Source organism: Mesorhizobium sp. WSM4307 (assembly GCF_007003945.1).
In the GTDB taxonomy this organism is placed as follows: Bacteria; Pseudomonadota; Alphaproteobacteria; order Rhizobiales; family Rhizobiaceae; genus Mesorhizobium.
The window spans coordinates 1-13,451 of sequence record NZ_VFTB01000002.1; the positions used below are offsets into that span (position 1 = coordinate 1).

Annotated in this window: 15 protein-coding genes and 1 pseudogene; 8 read left to right on the top strand and 8 right to left on the bottom strand. The window is 62.1% G+C overall.

What is annotated here, in order from left to right:
• The first annotated feature begins 214 nt into the window (after window positions 1-214).
• Entirely contained in the window at window positions 215-652 is a 438-nt protein-coding gene (locus FJV83_RS03525) for a cytochrome c (RefSeq protein ID WP_095770792.1), read from the top strand.
• Window positions 653-661: 9 nt separating this feature from the next.
• Window positions 662-1,609: a cytochrome c gene (locus FJV83_RS03530; protein WP_142886421.1), complete on the top strand. Its 948-nt coding sequence runs from the start codon at window positions 662-664 to the stop codon at window positions 1,607-1,609.
• Window positions 1,610-1,616: 7 nt separating this feature from the next.
• Here the strand turns inward: FJV83_RS03530 and FJV83_RS03535 are convergent, their stop codons facing one another.
• The 3 genes from FJV83_RS03535 to FJV83_RS03545 all read right to left on the bottom strand — a co-directional run bounded on the left by FJV83_RS03535 (window position 1,617) and on the right by FJV83_RS03545 (window position 4,905).
• Window positions 1,617-2,006, bottom strand: coding sequence for an SET domain-containing protein-lysine N-methyltransferase (locus FJV83_RS03535; RefSeq protein WP_095791373.1), 390 nt, complete (start codon window positions 2,004-2,006; stop codon window positions 1,617-1,619).
• Between the two features lie 152 nt (window positions 2,007-2,158).
• Entirely contained in the window at window positions 2,159-2,785 is a 627-nt protein-coding gene (locus tag FJV83_RS03540; protein ID WP_095770790.1) for a LysE family translocator, read from the bottom strand.
• Window positions 2,782-4,905, bottom strand: a complete 2,124-nt coding sequence (locus FJV83_RS03545) for a S9 family peptidase (protein WP_142886334.1) — start codon at window positions 4,903-4,905, stop codon at window positions 2,782-2,784. The genes FJV83_RS03540 and FJV83_RS03545 overlap by 4 nt, the downstream gene beginning before the upstream one ends.
• A 116-nt stretch (window positions 4,906-5,021) precedes the next feature.
• On the opposite strand from FJV83_RS03545, the pseudogene FJV83_RS03550 reads away from it, so the two are divergent.
• Window positions 5,022-5,388 (top strand): annotated as a pseudogene (locus FJV83_RS03550) (SH3 domain-containing protein).
• A gap of 447 nt (window positions 5,389-5,835) precedes the next feature.
• The gene (locus tag FJV83_RS03555; RefSeq protein WP_019857114.1) at window positions 5,836-6,261 is read left to right on the top strand and encodes a MucR family transcriptional regulator; all 426 of its coding nucleotides are present in this window, start codon (window positions 5,836-5,838) and stop codon (window positions 6,259-6,261) included.
• A gap of 82 nt (window positions 6,262-6,343) precedes the next feature.
• On the opposite strand, the gene FJV83_RS03560 is transcribed toward FJV83_RS03555, so the two are convergent.
• Both FJV83_RS03560 and FJV83_RS03565 read right to left on the bottom strand, forming a co-directional pair.
• Window positions 6,344-6,772 carry a SufE family protein gene (locus FJV83_RS03560; protein WP_095770788.1) on the bottom strand — a complete coding sequence of 143 codons (429 nt, stop codon included), beginning with the start codon at window positions 6,770-6,772 and terminating at the stop codon, window positions 6,344-6,346.
• Window positions 6,773-6,873: 101 nt separating this feature from the next.
• Entirely contained in the window at window positions 6,874-7,224 is a 351-nt protein-coding gene (locus tag FJV83_RS03565) for a DUF5330 domain-containing protein (protein WP_095770787.1), read from the bottom strand.
• Between the two features lie 533 nt (window positions 7,225-7,757).
• On the opposite strand from FJV83_RS03565, the gene FJV83_RS03570 reads away from it, so the two are divergent.
• The 3 genes from FJV83_RS03570 (at window position 7,758) to FJV83_RS03580 (ending at window position 10,724) form a co-directional block, all read left to right on the top strand.
• Window positions 7,758-9,506 (top strand): HAMP domain-containing sensor histidine kinase, encoded by a 1,749-nt coding sequence (locus FJV83_RS03570; RefSeq protein ID WP_142886335.1) that lies wholly within the window; start codon window positions 7,758-7,760, stop codon window positions 9,504-9,506.
• On the top strand, window positions 9,481-10,293 hold the full coding sequence (locus FJV83_RS03575) for a peptidoglycan-binding protein (protein WP_142886336.1): 813 nt from the start codon (window positions 9,481-9,483) through the stop codon (window positions 10,291-10,293). The genes FJV83_RS03570 and FJV83_RS03575 overlap by 26 nt, the downstream gene beginning before the upstream one ends.
• A gap of 83 nt (window positions 10,294-10,376) precedes the next feature.
• A complete protein-coding gene (locus tag FJV83_RS03580; protein WP_095770784.1) occupies window positions 10,377-10,724 on the top strand; it encodes a DUF1491 family protein in 348 nt (115 codons plus the stop codon).
• On the opposite strand, the gene FJV83_RS03585 is transcribed toward FJV83_RS03580, so the two are convergent.
• Window positions 10,702-11,736 (bottom strand): hypothetical protein, encoded by a 1,035-nt coding sequence (locus FJV83_RS03585; RefSeq protein WP_142886337.1) that lies wholly within the window; start codon window positions 11,734-11,736, stop codon window positions 10,702-10,704. The genes FJV83_RS03580 and FJV83_RS03585 overlap by 23 nt on opposite strands.
• 210 nt (window positions 11,737-11,946) lie before the next feature.
• Between FJV83_RS03585 and FJV83_RS03590 the strand changes: the two genes are divergently transcribed.
• On the top strand, window positions 11,947-12,132 hold the full coding sequence (locus FJV83_RS03590) for a hypothetical protein (RefSeq protein WP_095770782.1): 186 nt from the start codon (window positions 11,947-11,949) through the stop codon (window positions 12,130-12,132).
• A 131-nt stretch (window positions 12,133-12,263) separates the two neighbouring features.
• On the opposite strand, the gene FJV83_RS03595 is transcribed toward FJV83_RS03590, so the two are convergent.
• Both FJV83_RS03595 and FJV83_RS03600 read right to left on the bottom strand, forming a co-directional pair.
• Entirely contained in the window at window positions 12,264-12,833 is a 570-nt protein-coding gene (locus tag FJV83_RS03595; RefSeq protein WP_095786531.1) for a DUF1254 domain-containing protein, read from the bottom strand.
• Window positions 12,826-13,410, bottom strand: a complete 585-nt coding sequence (locus tag FJV83_RS03600) for a DUF1214 domain-containing protein (RefSeq protein WP_095770780.1) — start codon at window positions 13,408-13,410, stop codon at window positions 12,826-12,828. The genes FJV83_RS03595 and FJV83_RS03600 overlap by 8 nt, the downstream gene beginning before the upstream one ends.
• Window positions 13,411-13,451: the final 41 nt, after the last annotated feature.

Sequence of the window (13,451 nt, forward strand, 5' to 3'; positions counted from 1 at the left end):
GACCGCTTGAAGCGCGCACTGTGTTTGGACATGCAAAACCCCCGAAGGTTGTGTCCAACTTTCGGGGGTCAGTTCAAATCCCGGGGCTTTTCTTTTTCTGTGCCGATATCAGTGGCTGCGCAGGCCCGGAAAAACCATCCAAGCAGAGGGAATATTCCCTCCGTCGCAGCCGTTAACGTCGTGTCCCAAATACCTTCATCACGGAGCCAAATGAATGAGAAAGCTTGTCATCGCCATCTCAATGCTCGCCTTCGCCGGTTCGGCGGCCTTTGCCGATCCGATCATCGACCGGCAGGCTCTGATGAAGGAACGCGGAAAGATCGTCGGCGGCTTGGCGAAGGTCGCCAAGGGCGAGGACTCCTTTGATGCCGGCGCCGTGCTGACGCAGCTGCAGGCGTTGCAGGCGAATGCCGAGAAGTTCGACGTCGATGCGTTGTTCCCGAAAGGCAGCGATGCCGGCGACACCACGGCGGGGCCGAAAATCTGGGAAGACACGGCCGGCTTCAAGGCCGCCGAGGACAAGTATCTGTCCAACGTCAAGGCCGCGGTCGCGGCGGCTCCCGCCGATGTCGACGCGCTGAAGGCGCAAGTCGGCGCCATCGGTTCGGATTGCGGCACCTGCCATCAGGGCTACAGGGTCAAGAAGGGCTGATTGCCTGATATGGCATGGCTGAAGAAGCTCGTCGGCACGGCCATCATTCTGGGCGGCGTCGGCGCGGTCGGCGGTTGGCTGCTGTCGGCGTCGGTCAAGCTCGATGCCGCGGCCCTGGCGCAACTCGGGCCGGGCGACGCGATCAAGGGCAAGCGCATTTTCTATGCCGGCGGCTGCACCTCCTGCCATGCGAAGCCGGGCTCGCAGGGCGATGCCCGGCTTCAGCTGGTCGGCGGCCTCCAACTCAAGACGCCGTTCGGCACCTTTGTCCCGCCCAACATTTCGCAAGACCCCAAAGATGGCATCGGTGCGTGGTCGGTCGACGATCTCGCCAACGCCATGCTCAAGGGCGTTTCGCCGTCCGGCGAGCATTTCTATCCGGCCTTTCCCTACGCGTCCTATGCCCGCATGAAACCGTCGGACATTGCCGATCTCTATGCCTTCCTGAAGACGCTGCCCGCCGTCGCCGGCAAGGCGCCGGACAATTCGCTCGGTTTCCCCTTCAACATCCGTCGAGGCATCGGCCTGTGGAAACGGCTCTATCTCAACAACCAGCCTGTTGTTGCGTTGGCCGGTAGCGCACCTGATCCGGTGGTAGCCGGCCGCTATCTGGTCGAGGGGCCGGGTCATTGCGGCGAATGCCACACGCCGCGTGACTTCGCAGGCGGGACGAAGAAAGGCGACTGGCTGGCGGGTGCCGTGGCGGCCGAGGGCTCAGGCATCGTGCCCAACATCACATCGGGCAAGGGCGGCCTCGCCAATTGGTCGGAAGCCGACATCGCCAACTACCTCGAAACCGGCTTCACGCCCAATTTCGATTCCGTCGGCGGCGCGATGGTCGACGTCCAGCGCAACATGGCCGAGCTGACAGCAGGGGACCGGGCCGCGATCGCCGCCTACCTTAAGGCTGTGCCGCCGCATCCAAACGGTTATCCCGCGCGCAAGCCGGCGAGTTGATTGTCGATTAGAGGTGCCGATCGCCGAGGAAATCGAATCCTGTCTCGAAGAAGTGGTTGTAGTTGCAGGTCAGTTCCTCACCGGGTGCGATGTCGCGCAAGGCATAGGTCTCCTCGGGTGAGGAGACATCGCAATTCGGCTCGTCGTCATGGTTCATGTAGCGGGCGTCGTCGGCTTCGAAGACGATATAGGCCGGATCGCGCCGGTCCGGGTAGGAATAGCGGTCGAGATAGTTCTTCACCGGCCCGCTCTCGCCCTCATAGGTTTCGACGTCGATGATCCGGTCGAAGCGGGGGTCGAGCTTCCAGATCAGCGTGCCCTTGGGGATGGGGTGCTTGGCAAAGACGCCGATGCCCTGGATCGGCGATTTGTCGAGATAGACGTCGACGAGCAGCATAATGGACCCTTGTGCGAGTGCGGGCTTCGTCGCCCGGGAAAGTCGTACCTTGGGTTAACGCGCGACCATCGCAATTGCGAGTGGAAATGAGCAATGCGGAATTCAAAAAGTCATGATTGCCAAATCCAAAAGTGAACGTGCTATCCGGAGCCTCAGCGTTGCTGCAAGGCCAGGCGGACGCCCAAGGCACAGTAGATGCCGCCGACAACCTTGCCCTGCCATTTCAGCACGGTCGGATTTCTTCGCAGGAAGGAGCCGAGGCGCCCGGCGCTCACGGCAAAGACGACCGTGCTGAAAAGACCGAGCACGACAAAGACAATTCCCAATACGGCCAATTGAAGCATCACCGTTCCGTTTTCGGGCCGCACGAACTGAGGCAGGAATGCCAGGAAAAACAGCGCGGTCTTGGGGTTGAGCACTTCGGTCAGGACAGCCTGCCGAAACGCCTTGCCGGCCGAGATCGCGAGCGCGCCGGCGGAGGGGTCGGTCGGCGTTTTCTCGATGATGGCGCGAATGCCGAGGTAAACGAGGTAGGCCGCGCCGATGTATTTTACGATGCTGAAAAGCGTCGCCGACGTGGCGATGATCGCCGAAATGCCGACCATCGCCATGACAGTGTGAAATATGTCGCCAGCGGCGATCCCGGCGCCGGTCGCGATCCCGACCTTCGTTCCCGAACTCGTCGCCCGGGCGATCGTCAACAGCGTGGCCGGACCCGGGATAAAGACAAAGCCGAGCACGACGGCGATATAGGCAATCAACGTGGACAGATCGATCATTTGAGCGTCTCCTCGGCAAGCCGCGCCTTTCCCGTCACCTTCAGCGCGAAGGAATAGGTATAGGCGATTTCATCAAGCCTTGAGAACCTGCCGGACGCGCCGGCATGGCCGGAATCCATGTTGATCTTGAACAGCACCGGATTGTTGCCGCTCTTGCGGTCGCGCAGCCGCGCCACCCATTTGGCCGGTTCCCAATAGGTGACGCGCGGATCGGTGAGGCCGGCGAGCGCCAGGATCGGCGGATAGTCGAGGGCCGCGACATTGTCGTAGGGCGAGTAGGCGGCGATGGTGCGGTAGTCATCGGCCGACGCGATCGGATTGCCCCATTCCGGCCATTCCGGCGGCGTCAACGGCAAGGTCGCGTCGAGCATGGTGGTGAGCACGTCGACGAAGGGAACTTCGGCGACGATGCCGCCAAAACAGTCCGGCGCCATATTGGCGATGGCACCCATCAGCATGCCGCCGGCCGAGCCGCCTTGCGCGACCATGCGGTCATGCGCGGTATAGCGCTCGGCAACGAGATGGCGCGCACAGGCGATGAAATCCGTAAACGTGTTCATCTTGTGCGCCCGCTTGCCGTCATCATACCAGCCGTAACCCTTGTCCTTGCCGCCGCGGACATGAGCGATGGCGTAGACGAAGCCGCGGTCGACCAGCGACAGGCAGTTGGTGTTGAAGGCGGCCGGCACGGTGATGCCGTAGGAGCCGTAGCCGTAAAGCAGGCAAGGTGCCGATCCATCGAGCGGCGTGTCGCGATGATGCAGAAGCGAGATCGGCACCAACTCGCCATCGGCGGCGGGTGCCATCAGCCGCCTGGTGACATAATGGTCCGCATCATGGCCGGATGGGACTTCCTGGGTCTTGAGCAAGGCCCGTTCGCGGGTGCGCATATTGTAGTCGAACACCTGCGCCGGCGTCGTCATCGACGAATAGGAAAAGCGCATGATCTCGGTGTCGTATTCATAGGAGCCCGACAGGCCGAGCGAGAAAGCCTCCTCATCGAGAGACAGAAGATGCTCTTCGCCACTGGTGCGGTCGCGCACGACAATGCGCGGCAGTCCCTCCTTGCGCTCGAGCCGGACCATATGGTCCTTGAAGCCGATCACCGACAGGATCAGCCGGCCCGGTTCATGCGGCACCAGCTCCCGCCAGTTGGCGCGGACCGGATCGCTTGCCGGCGCCGTCATGATCTTGAAGTCCTTGGCGCCGTCCGCATTGGTCAGGATGAAGAAGATGTCGCCGCCTTCCTCCATCTCATATTGAAGGCCGGTCTCACGCGCCGCAACCAGTCTGGGTTCGGCAAACGGATCGCTGGCGCTCAACAGGCGATATTCCGAGGTCTCGTGATCGTTGATGCCGATCATGATCCATTGGTTGTCGCGGGTGCCGTCAACATTCATGAAGAAGCCCGGATCGGTTTCCTCATAGATCAGGCGGTCGGCTTCAGGGTCTTGTCCAAGCGCGTGGAACAGCACCTTCGAGGGTCGGTGGTTGGGGTCGAGGCGCGTATAGAAGAACCCGTCATTGCCAGCGTCCCACACGCCCGAGCCGCCTGTCGCGGGAATCCGGTCCGCCAGGTCCTTGCCATCGGCAAGGTCGCGCACGCGCAGCGTGTAGAACTCGGAACCCTTGTCGTCGAAGGCCCACAACAGCCTGCGGTGATCGGCCGAATGGTCGACACCGCCGAGCCGGAAATAGGGCTTGCCTTGCGCCTCGAGGTCGCCGTCGAGCAGGATCTGCTCGGTTCCGCCCGCGCGCGGCATGCGGAAATAGCGCGGCTGCTCGCCGCCGAGCTTGAAGGAAGACCCATAAGCATAGGCCCCGTCCTTCATCGGAACGGAAGAATCGTCTTCCTTGATGCGGCCCTTCATCTCCTTGAAAAGCTGCTTCTGCAGGTCTGAAGTATCGGCCATCAACTTTGACTGGTAGGCATTCTCGGCTTCGAGTTCGGCGCGGATGCCGGCATCGAGCAGGGAAGGGTCCCGAAACATCTCCTGCCAGTTGTCGGCCCGCAGCCAGGCATATTCATCGGTTCGCGTGATACCGTGATGCGTGTCGTAAACCGGCCGCTTCTGCGGTGTCGGCGGGCTGACGATCGGAAATCGGGAAGTCTCGGTCATTGCGTCTCGCTTGGGAGCTATCTTGAATGATGAATGAACACGCCGATCAGCGTGGGTTCAAGGGTCCGTAACCTGGAGGTGTGTCGGCTCCATGAGGTGGGCCGGGAGGAAGGATGATGACTATTCGATCTCGGATCGCTGCGACTTTCGCCGTTGCTTCGCTGACTCTGGTCTTTGCCGGCCAGTCTCATGCGACCGTATTCGCGGCTTGGCAAGTGGCCAATGTGCCGTTCGGCGACACGCTCAACGTGCGCAAATATCCCTCCGGCATCTCCCAGAAGCAGGCCGCATACCCGAACGGGGTCATCCTGCAGATGACCGGGCGATGCACCGGCGGCGTAAACCTGCTCGACATCGCCAATCAACCGGCATGGAAGCCACCAGACGGTTCGCTATCGCTGGTGCGAGGTCTGGCACGACCCGGCCAAGAACGGCGCTTTCGTCATCGGCTGGGCCTATGGCAAGTACATCGCCCCGTATTGATCGACGGTCGTCGATTGATCGTGATGCGGCCGGCGGGACATGTCGCCTGGTTGTCCGCGAAAAAGATGAGAGGCAACCTATGGTTTTGTGGACAGATGTGAACAACCAAGATTGACGGCGCCCTGGCAAAGCAAACCAGAGCATTGAAAATTGCTTTGTGAGTTATCGCGAATGTAACGCTCAGCTGACGTAACGTCAGGCGGAACCGGTTTGGCGAACGAAATATCGAAAAATTACATGATGCACGAAAGATTGAAGCTGACTGGCGAATAGTTGATCAACTTTCCTAAATATAATGCAAAGGGAGAATTGACTTACTTGCTCCATGGTCGCATTGATGTGCCCACGACACGAATCGTAGAAACACTACCTGCTCAAAATTCGTGCGATGCCCTGCCTGTAAAAAAGGGCGCATACCGACGTAACTCTTGTTGGGGCCTGAAGACCATGGATATTGTCGAAACACCTTCCAGAAACAACGATGCGCTGATCGAGCTGACCGCCGATGTGGTGGCCGCTTATGTCAGCAACAACCCCGTGCCGGTCGGCGAATTGCCGAACCTCATATCTGATGTCCATGCCGCTCTCGGGCGTGTGGGCGGAACCGCCGAACAGCCCCCTGCCGACAAGCAGAAGCCGGCTGTCAACCCGAAGCGCTCGGTTCATGACGATTACATTGTCTGCCTTGAAGACGGCAAGAAATTCAAGTCGCTCAAGCGTCACCTGATGACCCACTATGATCTGACGCCGGAGCAGTATCGCGAAAAGTGGAATCTCGACCCGAGCTATCCGATGGTTGCTCCGAACTATGCGGCAGCCCGCTCGCAGCTCGCCAAGAAGATGGGCCTTGGCCGCAAGCGCAAGGCGCGGTAGTCGCTGTTCCCTCAGGTCGAACCGACATCGACGGCGCCTTCGGGCGCCGTTTGATTTTGCGGAACAGGCTGGCCGGAGGGCGTCAGGCGGTCTGCTTGAGTGCCATCTCGGCATCGCGCTTGATGCGCTTGACCATCGAGCGAAGGCCATTGGCGCGCTGCGGCGACAGGTGCTCGTCCAGGCCAAGTGCCTTCAGCGTCGCTTCCGCATCGGTTTTCTGGATTTCGCTGGCGGTCCGTCCGGAAAACAGCGCCAGCATGATGGCGACCAGACCGCGCACGATATGGGCGTCCGAATCCCCCGTGAAGGTGATGACCGGATCGCTGCCCGGTCCCTGTTCGGTGGTCAACCAGACCTGGCTGACGCAACCCGGGACCTTGTTGGCGGCATTGCGCTCCTCATCGGGAAAGGGAGGCAGCGCCTCGCCGAGCTCGATGACGTAGCGATAGCGGTCCTCCCACTCGTCAAGGAAGGAGAAGTCGTCGCGGATCGTCTGGATCGTGGTCGTCATAACCCGGATATAGTCACGCGGCGGCCCCGCGTCACGGAAAAAACAAGGACACCGCGGGCGTCGAGAGGGCAGACGGCCCCGCGGTGCGCCGCCGAGACGGCTTAATTCTTGACCGGCAGGTTGACGGTCTCGGGCAGGACGATCTCTTCCGCCACGCTGCCCGTCATTGTCGAGGTATCGGGGCCGCTGGACTTGTCGTCCAGCATGGCTGCCGCGATCTTGGCGGTTTCCTTGGCACGCGCGGTGATGGTGTGCATCGCCGACTTGCCCGTCTCACAGACATCGGGCTTGCGCTCGCAGATGCCGGCAATGTCGCCCACCGCGTCGCGTGCCGCGAACAGGGCCTGGATCGGCCCGACGCTTTCCTGCCCCGGCTCGTCGGAACCGACACTCAGCGGCAGCGCCAGCAGCACCAGTGAAAACCAGAAAGCCATTCTTATCAGGAAGAACATGCCTTGCCTCTCGTCGTGACCGGATCATGCATCATATGGCATGACCTCTTTTATGGGCAGGATGTTGGCACACAGGCGCAAAGGACGGCTTGCGCGCACAGCGACAATTTTCCTCAAATTTTAGGCAAATTCGAAACGAAGCGTTTTGCCATGGATTTGTTTCATATCGGGACGATTTTGGTTACCTCTTGATAACTATGTATCCTGCTGTTTCCATTGGATTCTTTTGGAATTCGGCCGGCTCTCTTCTAGTCCATGATCCGGTGACGGCAGGCGTTCGCAGATAACCCTCCATTTACTATGGCGGCATTTGCCCGGGTTTTCGGCCGCCGCGATCCCGATATTTGCGACGGGCCGGGCTTTGGTCGGCCCTGCCTTATCCATTCCTTAAACGCTGGATGAGAGTTTCGGAGCCAATCAAAACAATCTGCATAAGCAGAGCTGTTCACGACGAGTGCGAGTGCGTTGAGTTGATGCCGATCAAGGCCAGATACGCTGAATTGCCTGGCGCGATTGCCGCCGGTTGCGAACGTATGGTCCATCCCTCCATTCTCGGGCAGAGCGGCCGCGAGCGCCAACGCCGTTTCATCGGTGTCATGCTGGCAGCGCCATTCTTCGCCGCCGGTGCCGCTGTCACGCTGGTCACATCAGGCATGGGCGCCGCTGTGACCATGGCCGCCATCTTCGCCGCCTTCGGTCTGTGCTGGTTCGTCGCCTTGCTGGTGGCGGCTACCGGCAAGATGCCCGTGGCGGCACCGATTGTCCTGGCGATGGCGGCTGTTGCCCTTGGCGGTCTGATCGCGGCCGCCGGCGGGTTGAGTTCTCCCGTCGCCGTGCTTGCCGTGGCGCTGCCCTTCGAAGCTTGGTGGATCGGCGCTTCGCGGCGTGCGGCCCTGTGGGGAGCGGTCTCGGCCATTGCCGCCATTGCCCTTCAGCCTCTGGCTGCGGCCTTCTTGCCCTTCGCGGGCGCGCAGATCGCGGCCTGGCACTGGCTGGTGCCGCTGGCCTGGGCGCTGACGCTGATCCCGCGCCTGTCGCCGTTTCGCGATGGCGCCGGTGCGGCCGATACACTCGATACCGGCGATCGGCTGGAAGACATCATCGACGCGGTGATCCTGCGGGTCGCCCGCCATGGCGAGGTGCTCGATGCGTCCGCCAAGGCACGCACGCTTTTGAAACTGCCGCCGGAACTGCTTTCCGGAACCGGCTTCTTCGACCGTGTCCATCTGTCGGACCGTGTCTCCTATCTCAGCGCCCTGGCCGACATGCGCGATGGTGCTGCTGCGCGCCGCCTCGAATTGCGCGTCAGGCTGCCCCAGAACGGCAATGGCCAGAATGACACGCGCTCGATGGCCGACAATTACCGGCCATTCCTGCTCGAACTGCTGCGTGGCGAGGAGCAGAGCGACGTCTTCACGCTGGTGCTGCGCGAGAATGGCGAGACTGCCCGGCTTCGTGAGGAACTGGCGCAGGCCAATGAGGCGGCGGCCGCCGCGGAAGTGGCCAAGGGCCGGTTCCTGGCGGTGGTCAGCCATGAGTTGCGCACGCCGCTGAACGCCATCATAGGCTTCTCGGACATGCTGCTGCATGAGATGTTCGGCGCCTTCAAGGATCCGCGCCAGAAGGAATATGTCACCCTGGTGCGGGATTCAGGGCAGCATCTTCTGGCCGTCGTGACATCCATACTCGATGTCTCGAGGATCGAATCGGGCGCCTACACGGCGGACCCGGAGCCGTTCCGGTTCATGGAAGCCGTCGACATGTGCCAGTCGATGATGCGGCTGCAGGCGCAGGCCAAGAACATCGACCTGCAGACGCAGATCGCTCCCGACGCCGGCGACATCAATGCCGATCGCCGCGCCGTGCAGCAGATGCTGATCAATCTCGTCTCCAATGCGATCAAGTTCACGCCCGACGGCGGCAATGTCGTCGTTGGCGCCAAGCGGATCGGTTCGCGCCTGCATTTCTGGGTCAGGGACACCGGCATCGGCATTGCCGAGGAGGATTTCGCCAATCTCGGCAAGCCCTTCACGCAGATCCAGAACGACTATACGCGCCGTTTCGAGGGGACCGGGCTTGGCCTTTCACTGGTGAAGGGGCTGGTGGCGCTGCACGAAGGCACCATGTCGATCGAAAGCATGCCGGGCGAGGGCACCACGGTGACCATCAGCCTGCCGGTCAACGGGCCGAAGGGTCGCCCGGCGAACGAGGCAGGGGTGCTGACGATGCCGGTGACGAGGGCGAAAGGGGACAGAAATGGCTCGCTCCGCAAAACAGCCTAAAGCGGTCAAACGCCGCAGCAACGCCTTCCAGGACGGCGCCATAGCCGTCGGCGGGATGATTTCGCGCAACCCCGTCCTGGTGGGCGGATCGACGGCATTCCTGGTGACGCTGTTCTATGTCTCGGCGAATGCGCTGTGGTATCAGCCTTTCCCGCATGCCGGGGCGTTCTTCGCCACCCGCAATTTCCAGGGGTTTCCGCACACTGCCTCCGACGAGCCGGAGACGACGATCAACATCGTGCGGCCCAATGCGGCGCCTGCACCGATGAAGGGCGATCCGGTGGTCGAGCAGGTGCAAGGCATATTGAAGGACCTCGACTTCTATTCCGGCACGGTCGACGGCATTTCCGGCCCCAACACGCGCAAGGCCATACAGGCCTACCAGCAGAAGGTCGGTCTCAACGCTTCGGGCGAGATCGATGCCCTGTTGCTCGATCAGCTTGGTGCAACGCCGAAGACCGCCTCCGTGCCCAAACCGCAGCCGCGCCCCGATACGCAGGCCGCCGTACCGGTGTCCCTGCAGACAAATTCTGGACAAACGAATTCCGGGCAGGCGAATTCCGGGCAGACGGATGCCGCCCAGGCCCAGGGACCGGACCCGCGCATCGTCAAGATCCAGGCCGGGCTCAAGGCGTTCGGCAATGACGACATGCGGCTGGATGGTGTCGTCGGCGCGCGCACCAAGGCGGCGATCAAGGAATTCCAGTCGCTGTTCGGCCTGCCGCAGACCGGCGAGCCCGACGAGATCGTCTACGTCAAGATGCGCGAGATCGGTCTGACCAATTGAGGTCCGACCAACGAGGCCGAAACGACGGCTCGCCGAGCGGCGGAATTATCGCTAGATAGCCCGCACGCTTTCGGAGCTTTCTCATGCGCGTCACATCGGATCTGTGGGTTTCTGCCTTGCTGCGCCGCGTTTTCGGCGCCGGCGGATTTGCCGCCGTGGTCAACCGCGGCGCGACCGAGGCCGGTGCTGTTTTCGTGCTGACGCGTGGTAGGCTGGGTGACGTCGCCCTCTACGGGCCGGCGCCGCAGACAAGCTACGATTCGGCCAAGCCCGACGACCGTTTCTTCAGCCTTCTCACCGCCGGCGATGATCCGGCCGTGCTCGATGCCCGGCTTGAAAGGGAAAAGAAATTCGATCCCGATATCTGGGTGGTGGAGATCGAGGCCGGCACCGTTCCCGTCGAGGAGCTTATTTCCGTGAAGACGCCCTGAGGGCCGGAGCGGTGGCATCGTCGCTGTACGACGCCTGGCGGCTGTCGCTGTTTGCGGGCGACGCATCACGAACCATTCTGGAGAGGGCCTCGGCCTTCCATCCCCGTACCCGGTCCAGAGCTACATCGCGATGTAGCAGGCGATAGCGGTCGAGATAGGTACGGATGGCCTGGGGATGCGGGAACAGGCTGGGATAGATGGCAACCGTGATCAGGAAGGCCCTGTCTTCGCTGAAGTCGAGCGAGCGCAGCGCCGCGAGCAATGATGCATAGTTCTGGCCGGCAGTCAGCGAGCGTGCGGTCGAGAAATCAATGTCGAGTGCGTCCGCAAGCGCGGTCTGGAAAAACGCGGCGTTTCCCGTCAGCGCCGTCTCGCGCAGTTTGACATAGGTATCCGAGCCGGGAAACGCATCGACCCTCGCCGCCGATGCTTCGTCGCCGGTGCGCATCATCGAGCGCAGCCTGCGCCGCGCATTCTCGGCGGCAATGCCGGGAGACTGTTGGCTTGAAGCATTGTCCTCGGCAGTTTCCGCATCCGCGGCTGCGACGGTTGGCGGCGTCGAGGCTTGCACGTCCGGTTCCCGCACCCGCACCAGTGTCGGCCGTTCGAGCGCCCTGATCAGGTCAGCAATGGTCGGGTTCAGGCCCTTGCGGCGCGCTATGGCGCGCGCATGCGGCAGGCCGTGCCTGCCGATCAGCGCGATGAGGTCGATATCGCTGACGGCGCGTGAGCGGATCAGCAGCGGCGCGGCAATGTCGACCGGTTCCTCGCAGAGGCGCCGCACGAGTGCTGCGGGCGCATATTCGCATTCGGAAAGGGCGGCGGCGACGTACCGTCGCGATTCGACGGACACATCGTCGAACAGCGGCAGCGTCAGGTCTTCGAGCTGGCCGATCTCGCGCCGTGACGGGCGGGTCAGCGAGCAGAACGCCGACACCGCGGCGCGGAACAGCCTCTCGGCCTTGCCCGATTCCGTCCGTATCGCGATTTGCCTGAAGTCCGAAGATGACACGAAGGATACCCGATACTCGATACACAGCCTTGGCCACGCTCAACCGGGACCGTGTCGGTTTCGCGATTGCTCCGGTCAGAACCGCCTGACCTCAAGACAAAGTTCAAGTTAGCGGTGATCCGTTAGCGCTCCGTTAACCCTCTGCCGGCCTTAATGATATTTGGAGGCGTTGCGTTGTGCTCCGGGGAAACCGAGAGGAATGCGCGAATCATGGGCATGGTACTGTCTTTCGTGCCGCGTGCGGCACCGACCAATCGAGCCAAGCAAACCACCGAAATACCGGCGGCGGTGATCATCTTTCCCGGCATCCGTTATGAGCGGTCCAGCACCGGCGAAGTTCGGCCCGCCGGCCCCGACAAGCCGGGATCGCCACGGACGCCGGTGCCGCACCACTGAAGCCGCGGCCTGGCCCGTCAGGCCGTCAGTTCTGCGCCTCTGGCCAGAGCAATTCCAGGAAAAGTGTGAAGCGGCTTTCCCGGGAAAAGCGCGCAGTGCTTCCCTGGGGAATTGCGCCAAAGACAAAGGGTCTAGAAATCCTGCAGCTCGCAGGAACTCTGGTCGAGAAAGCGTGACACGATCGGCTTCCAGCTGTCGTCCGGAACGAAGCTTCGGATGACGAAGATGCCCTCGTCGATCGGCGCTTCGACGAAGATCGCTCCCTGTAGGTCCTCGGGCAAATCCTTGCGCACATCGATCATCTGCGCCGGCGTCAGCACCACGGCATCAAGCTTGCCGTCGCTCGCCGTATGATCGTTGAAGGAATAGATGTTGTGGCCGTTGCGGTCATAGACCGACACTGACCAGAAGGGGACGTTCCCCGGCGCCTTGATCCGGACCATGCCTTCCTCGAGATCGAACCGGCAGGCCGCGGCGTAGAACAGCGGGTCGACCGATTTCACCACCGGCGCGCCGCCCGCCTCGGCATCGAGCCGGTTCATCCGGTAGAGGTCGGATGCCATGGACAGTCGCGACCAGGCATCGCGTTCCGAAAATTCCGGCACCAGAAGCAGCACCACGATGTGGACGATGCCGGCACCGACCAGACCGAGCAGGACGGCGTGAAAAAGACGGCGCAGCGCGGCCAGGACATTACGCATCGCAGCCGGCCTTCACGATCCTGGGCAGCGAGACGTCCGACAGGCCGGTGCTGCTGGCGATCGGCGTGTCGTAGAAGGTCAGGACGAAATACATCCGTCCGGAACCATTGGTCAGAAGCCAGTTGCCGGGCATGGGGTGATGGCCGACCGAGATGGTCACCGAATTGTCGGCCTGGCGCAGTACCTCGTAGGATTGAAGCGCGGCAAGCCGCGGCTTGCCGGTTTCGACGACGCCGAGCGATTGATCGGCGGCATAGAGCGTCCAGAAGCGGGCGGTCGGGAATCCACCCTCTATCCTGTAGCTGCATTCCCGCTTGAGCTGGTCGCCGGCAGCGTCATTTTCCGCGACGAAGGACAGGCCTTCAGCGCGGCCGAGCGCAAGCACGCCCTCGCGCGCCACGCGAGCCTTCGAATAGGGATCGGCTGCTGGCGTGCCGATGTCGGGGAAGGCCGTCCATTGGCCGATGCGGATGGCGCCGACACCGTCCTGGATCTTCAGCGCATACCAGACGCTGGCGCCGCCGCCGCCAATGGCTATGGCAAGCGAAAGCAGCATCAGGAAGGCGTTCTTGAGCATGAAGGGCCGCGTGCGCGAAGGATTGCCGTTCGGGGATATCG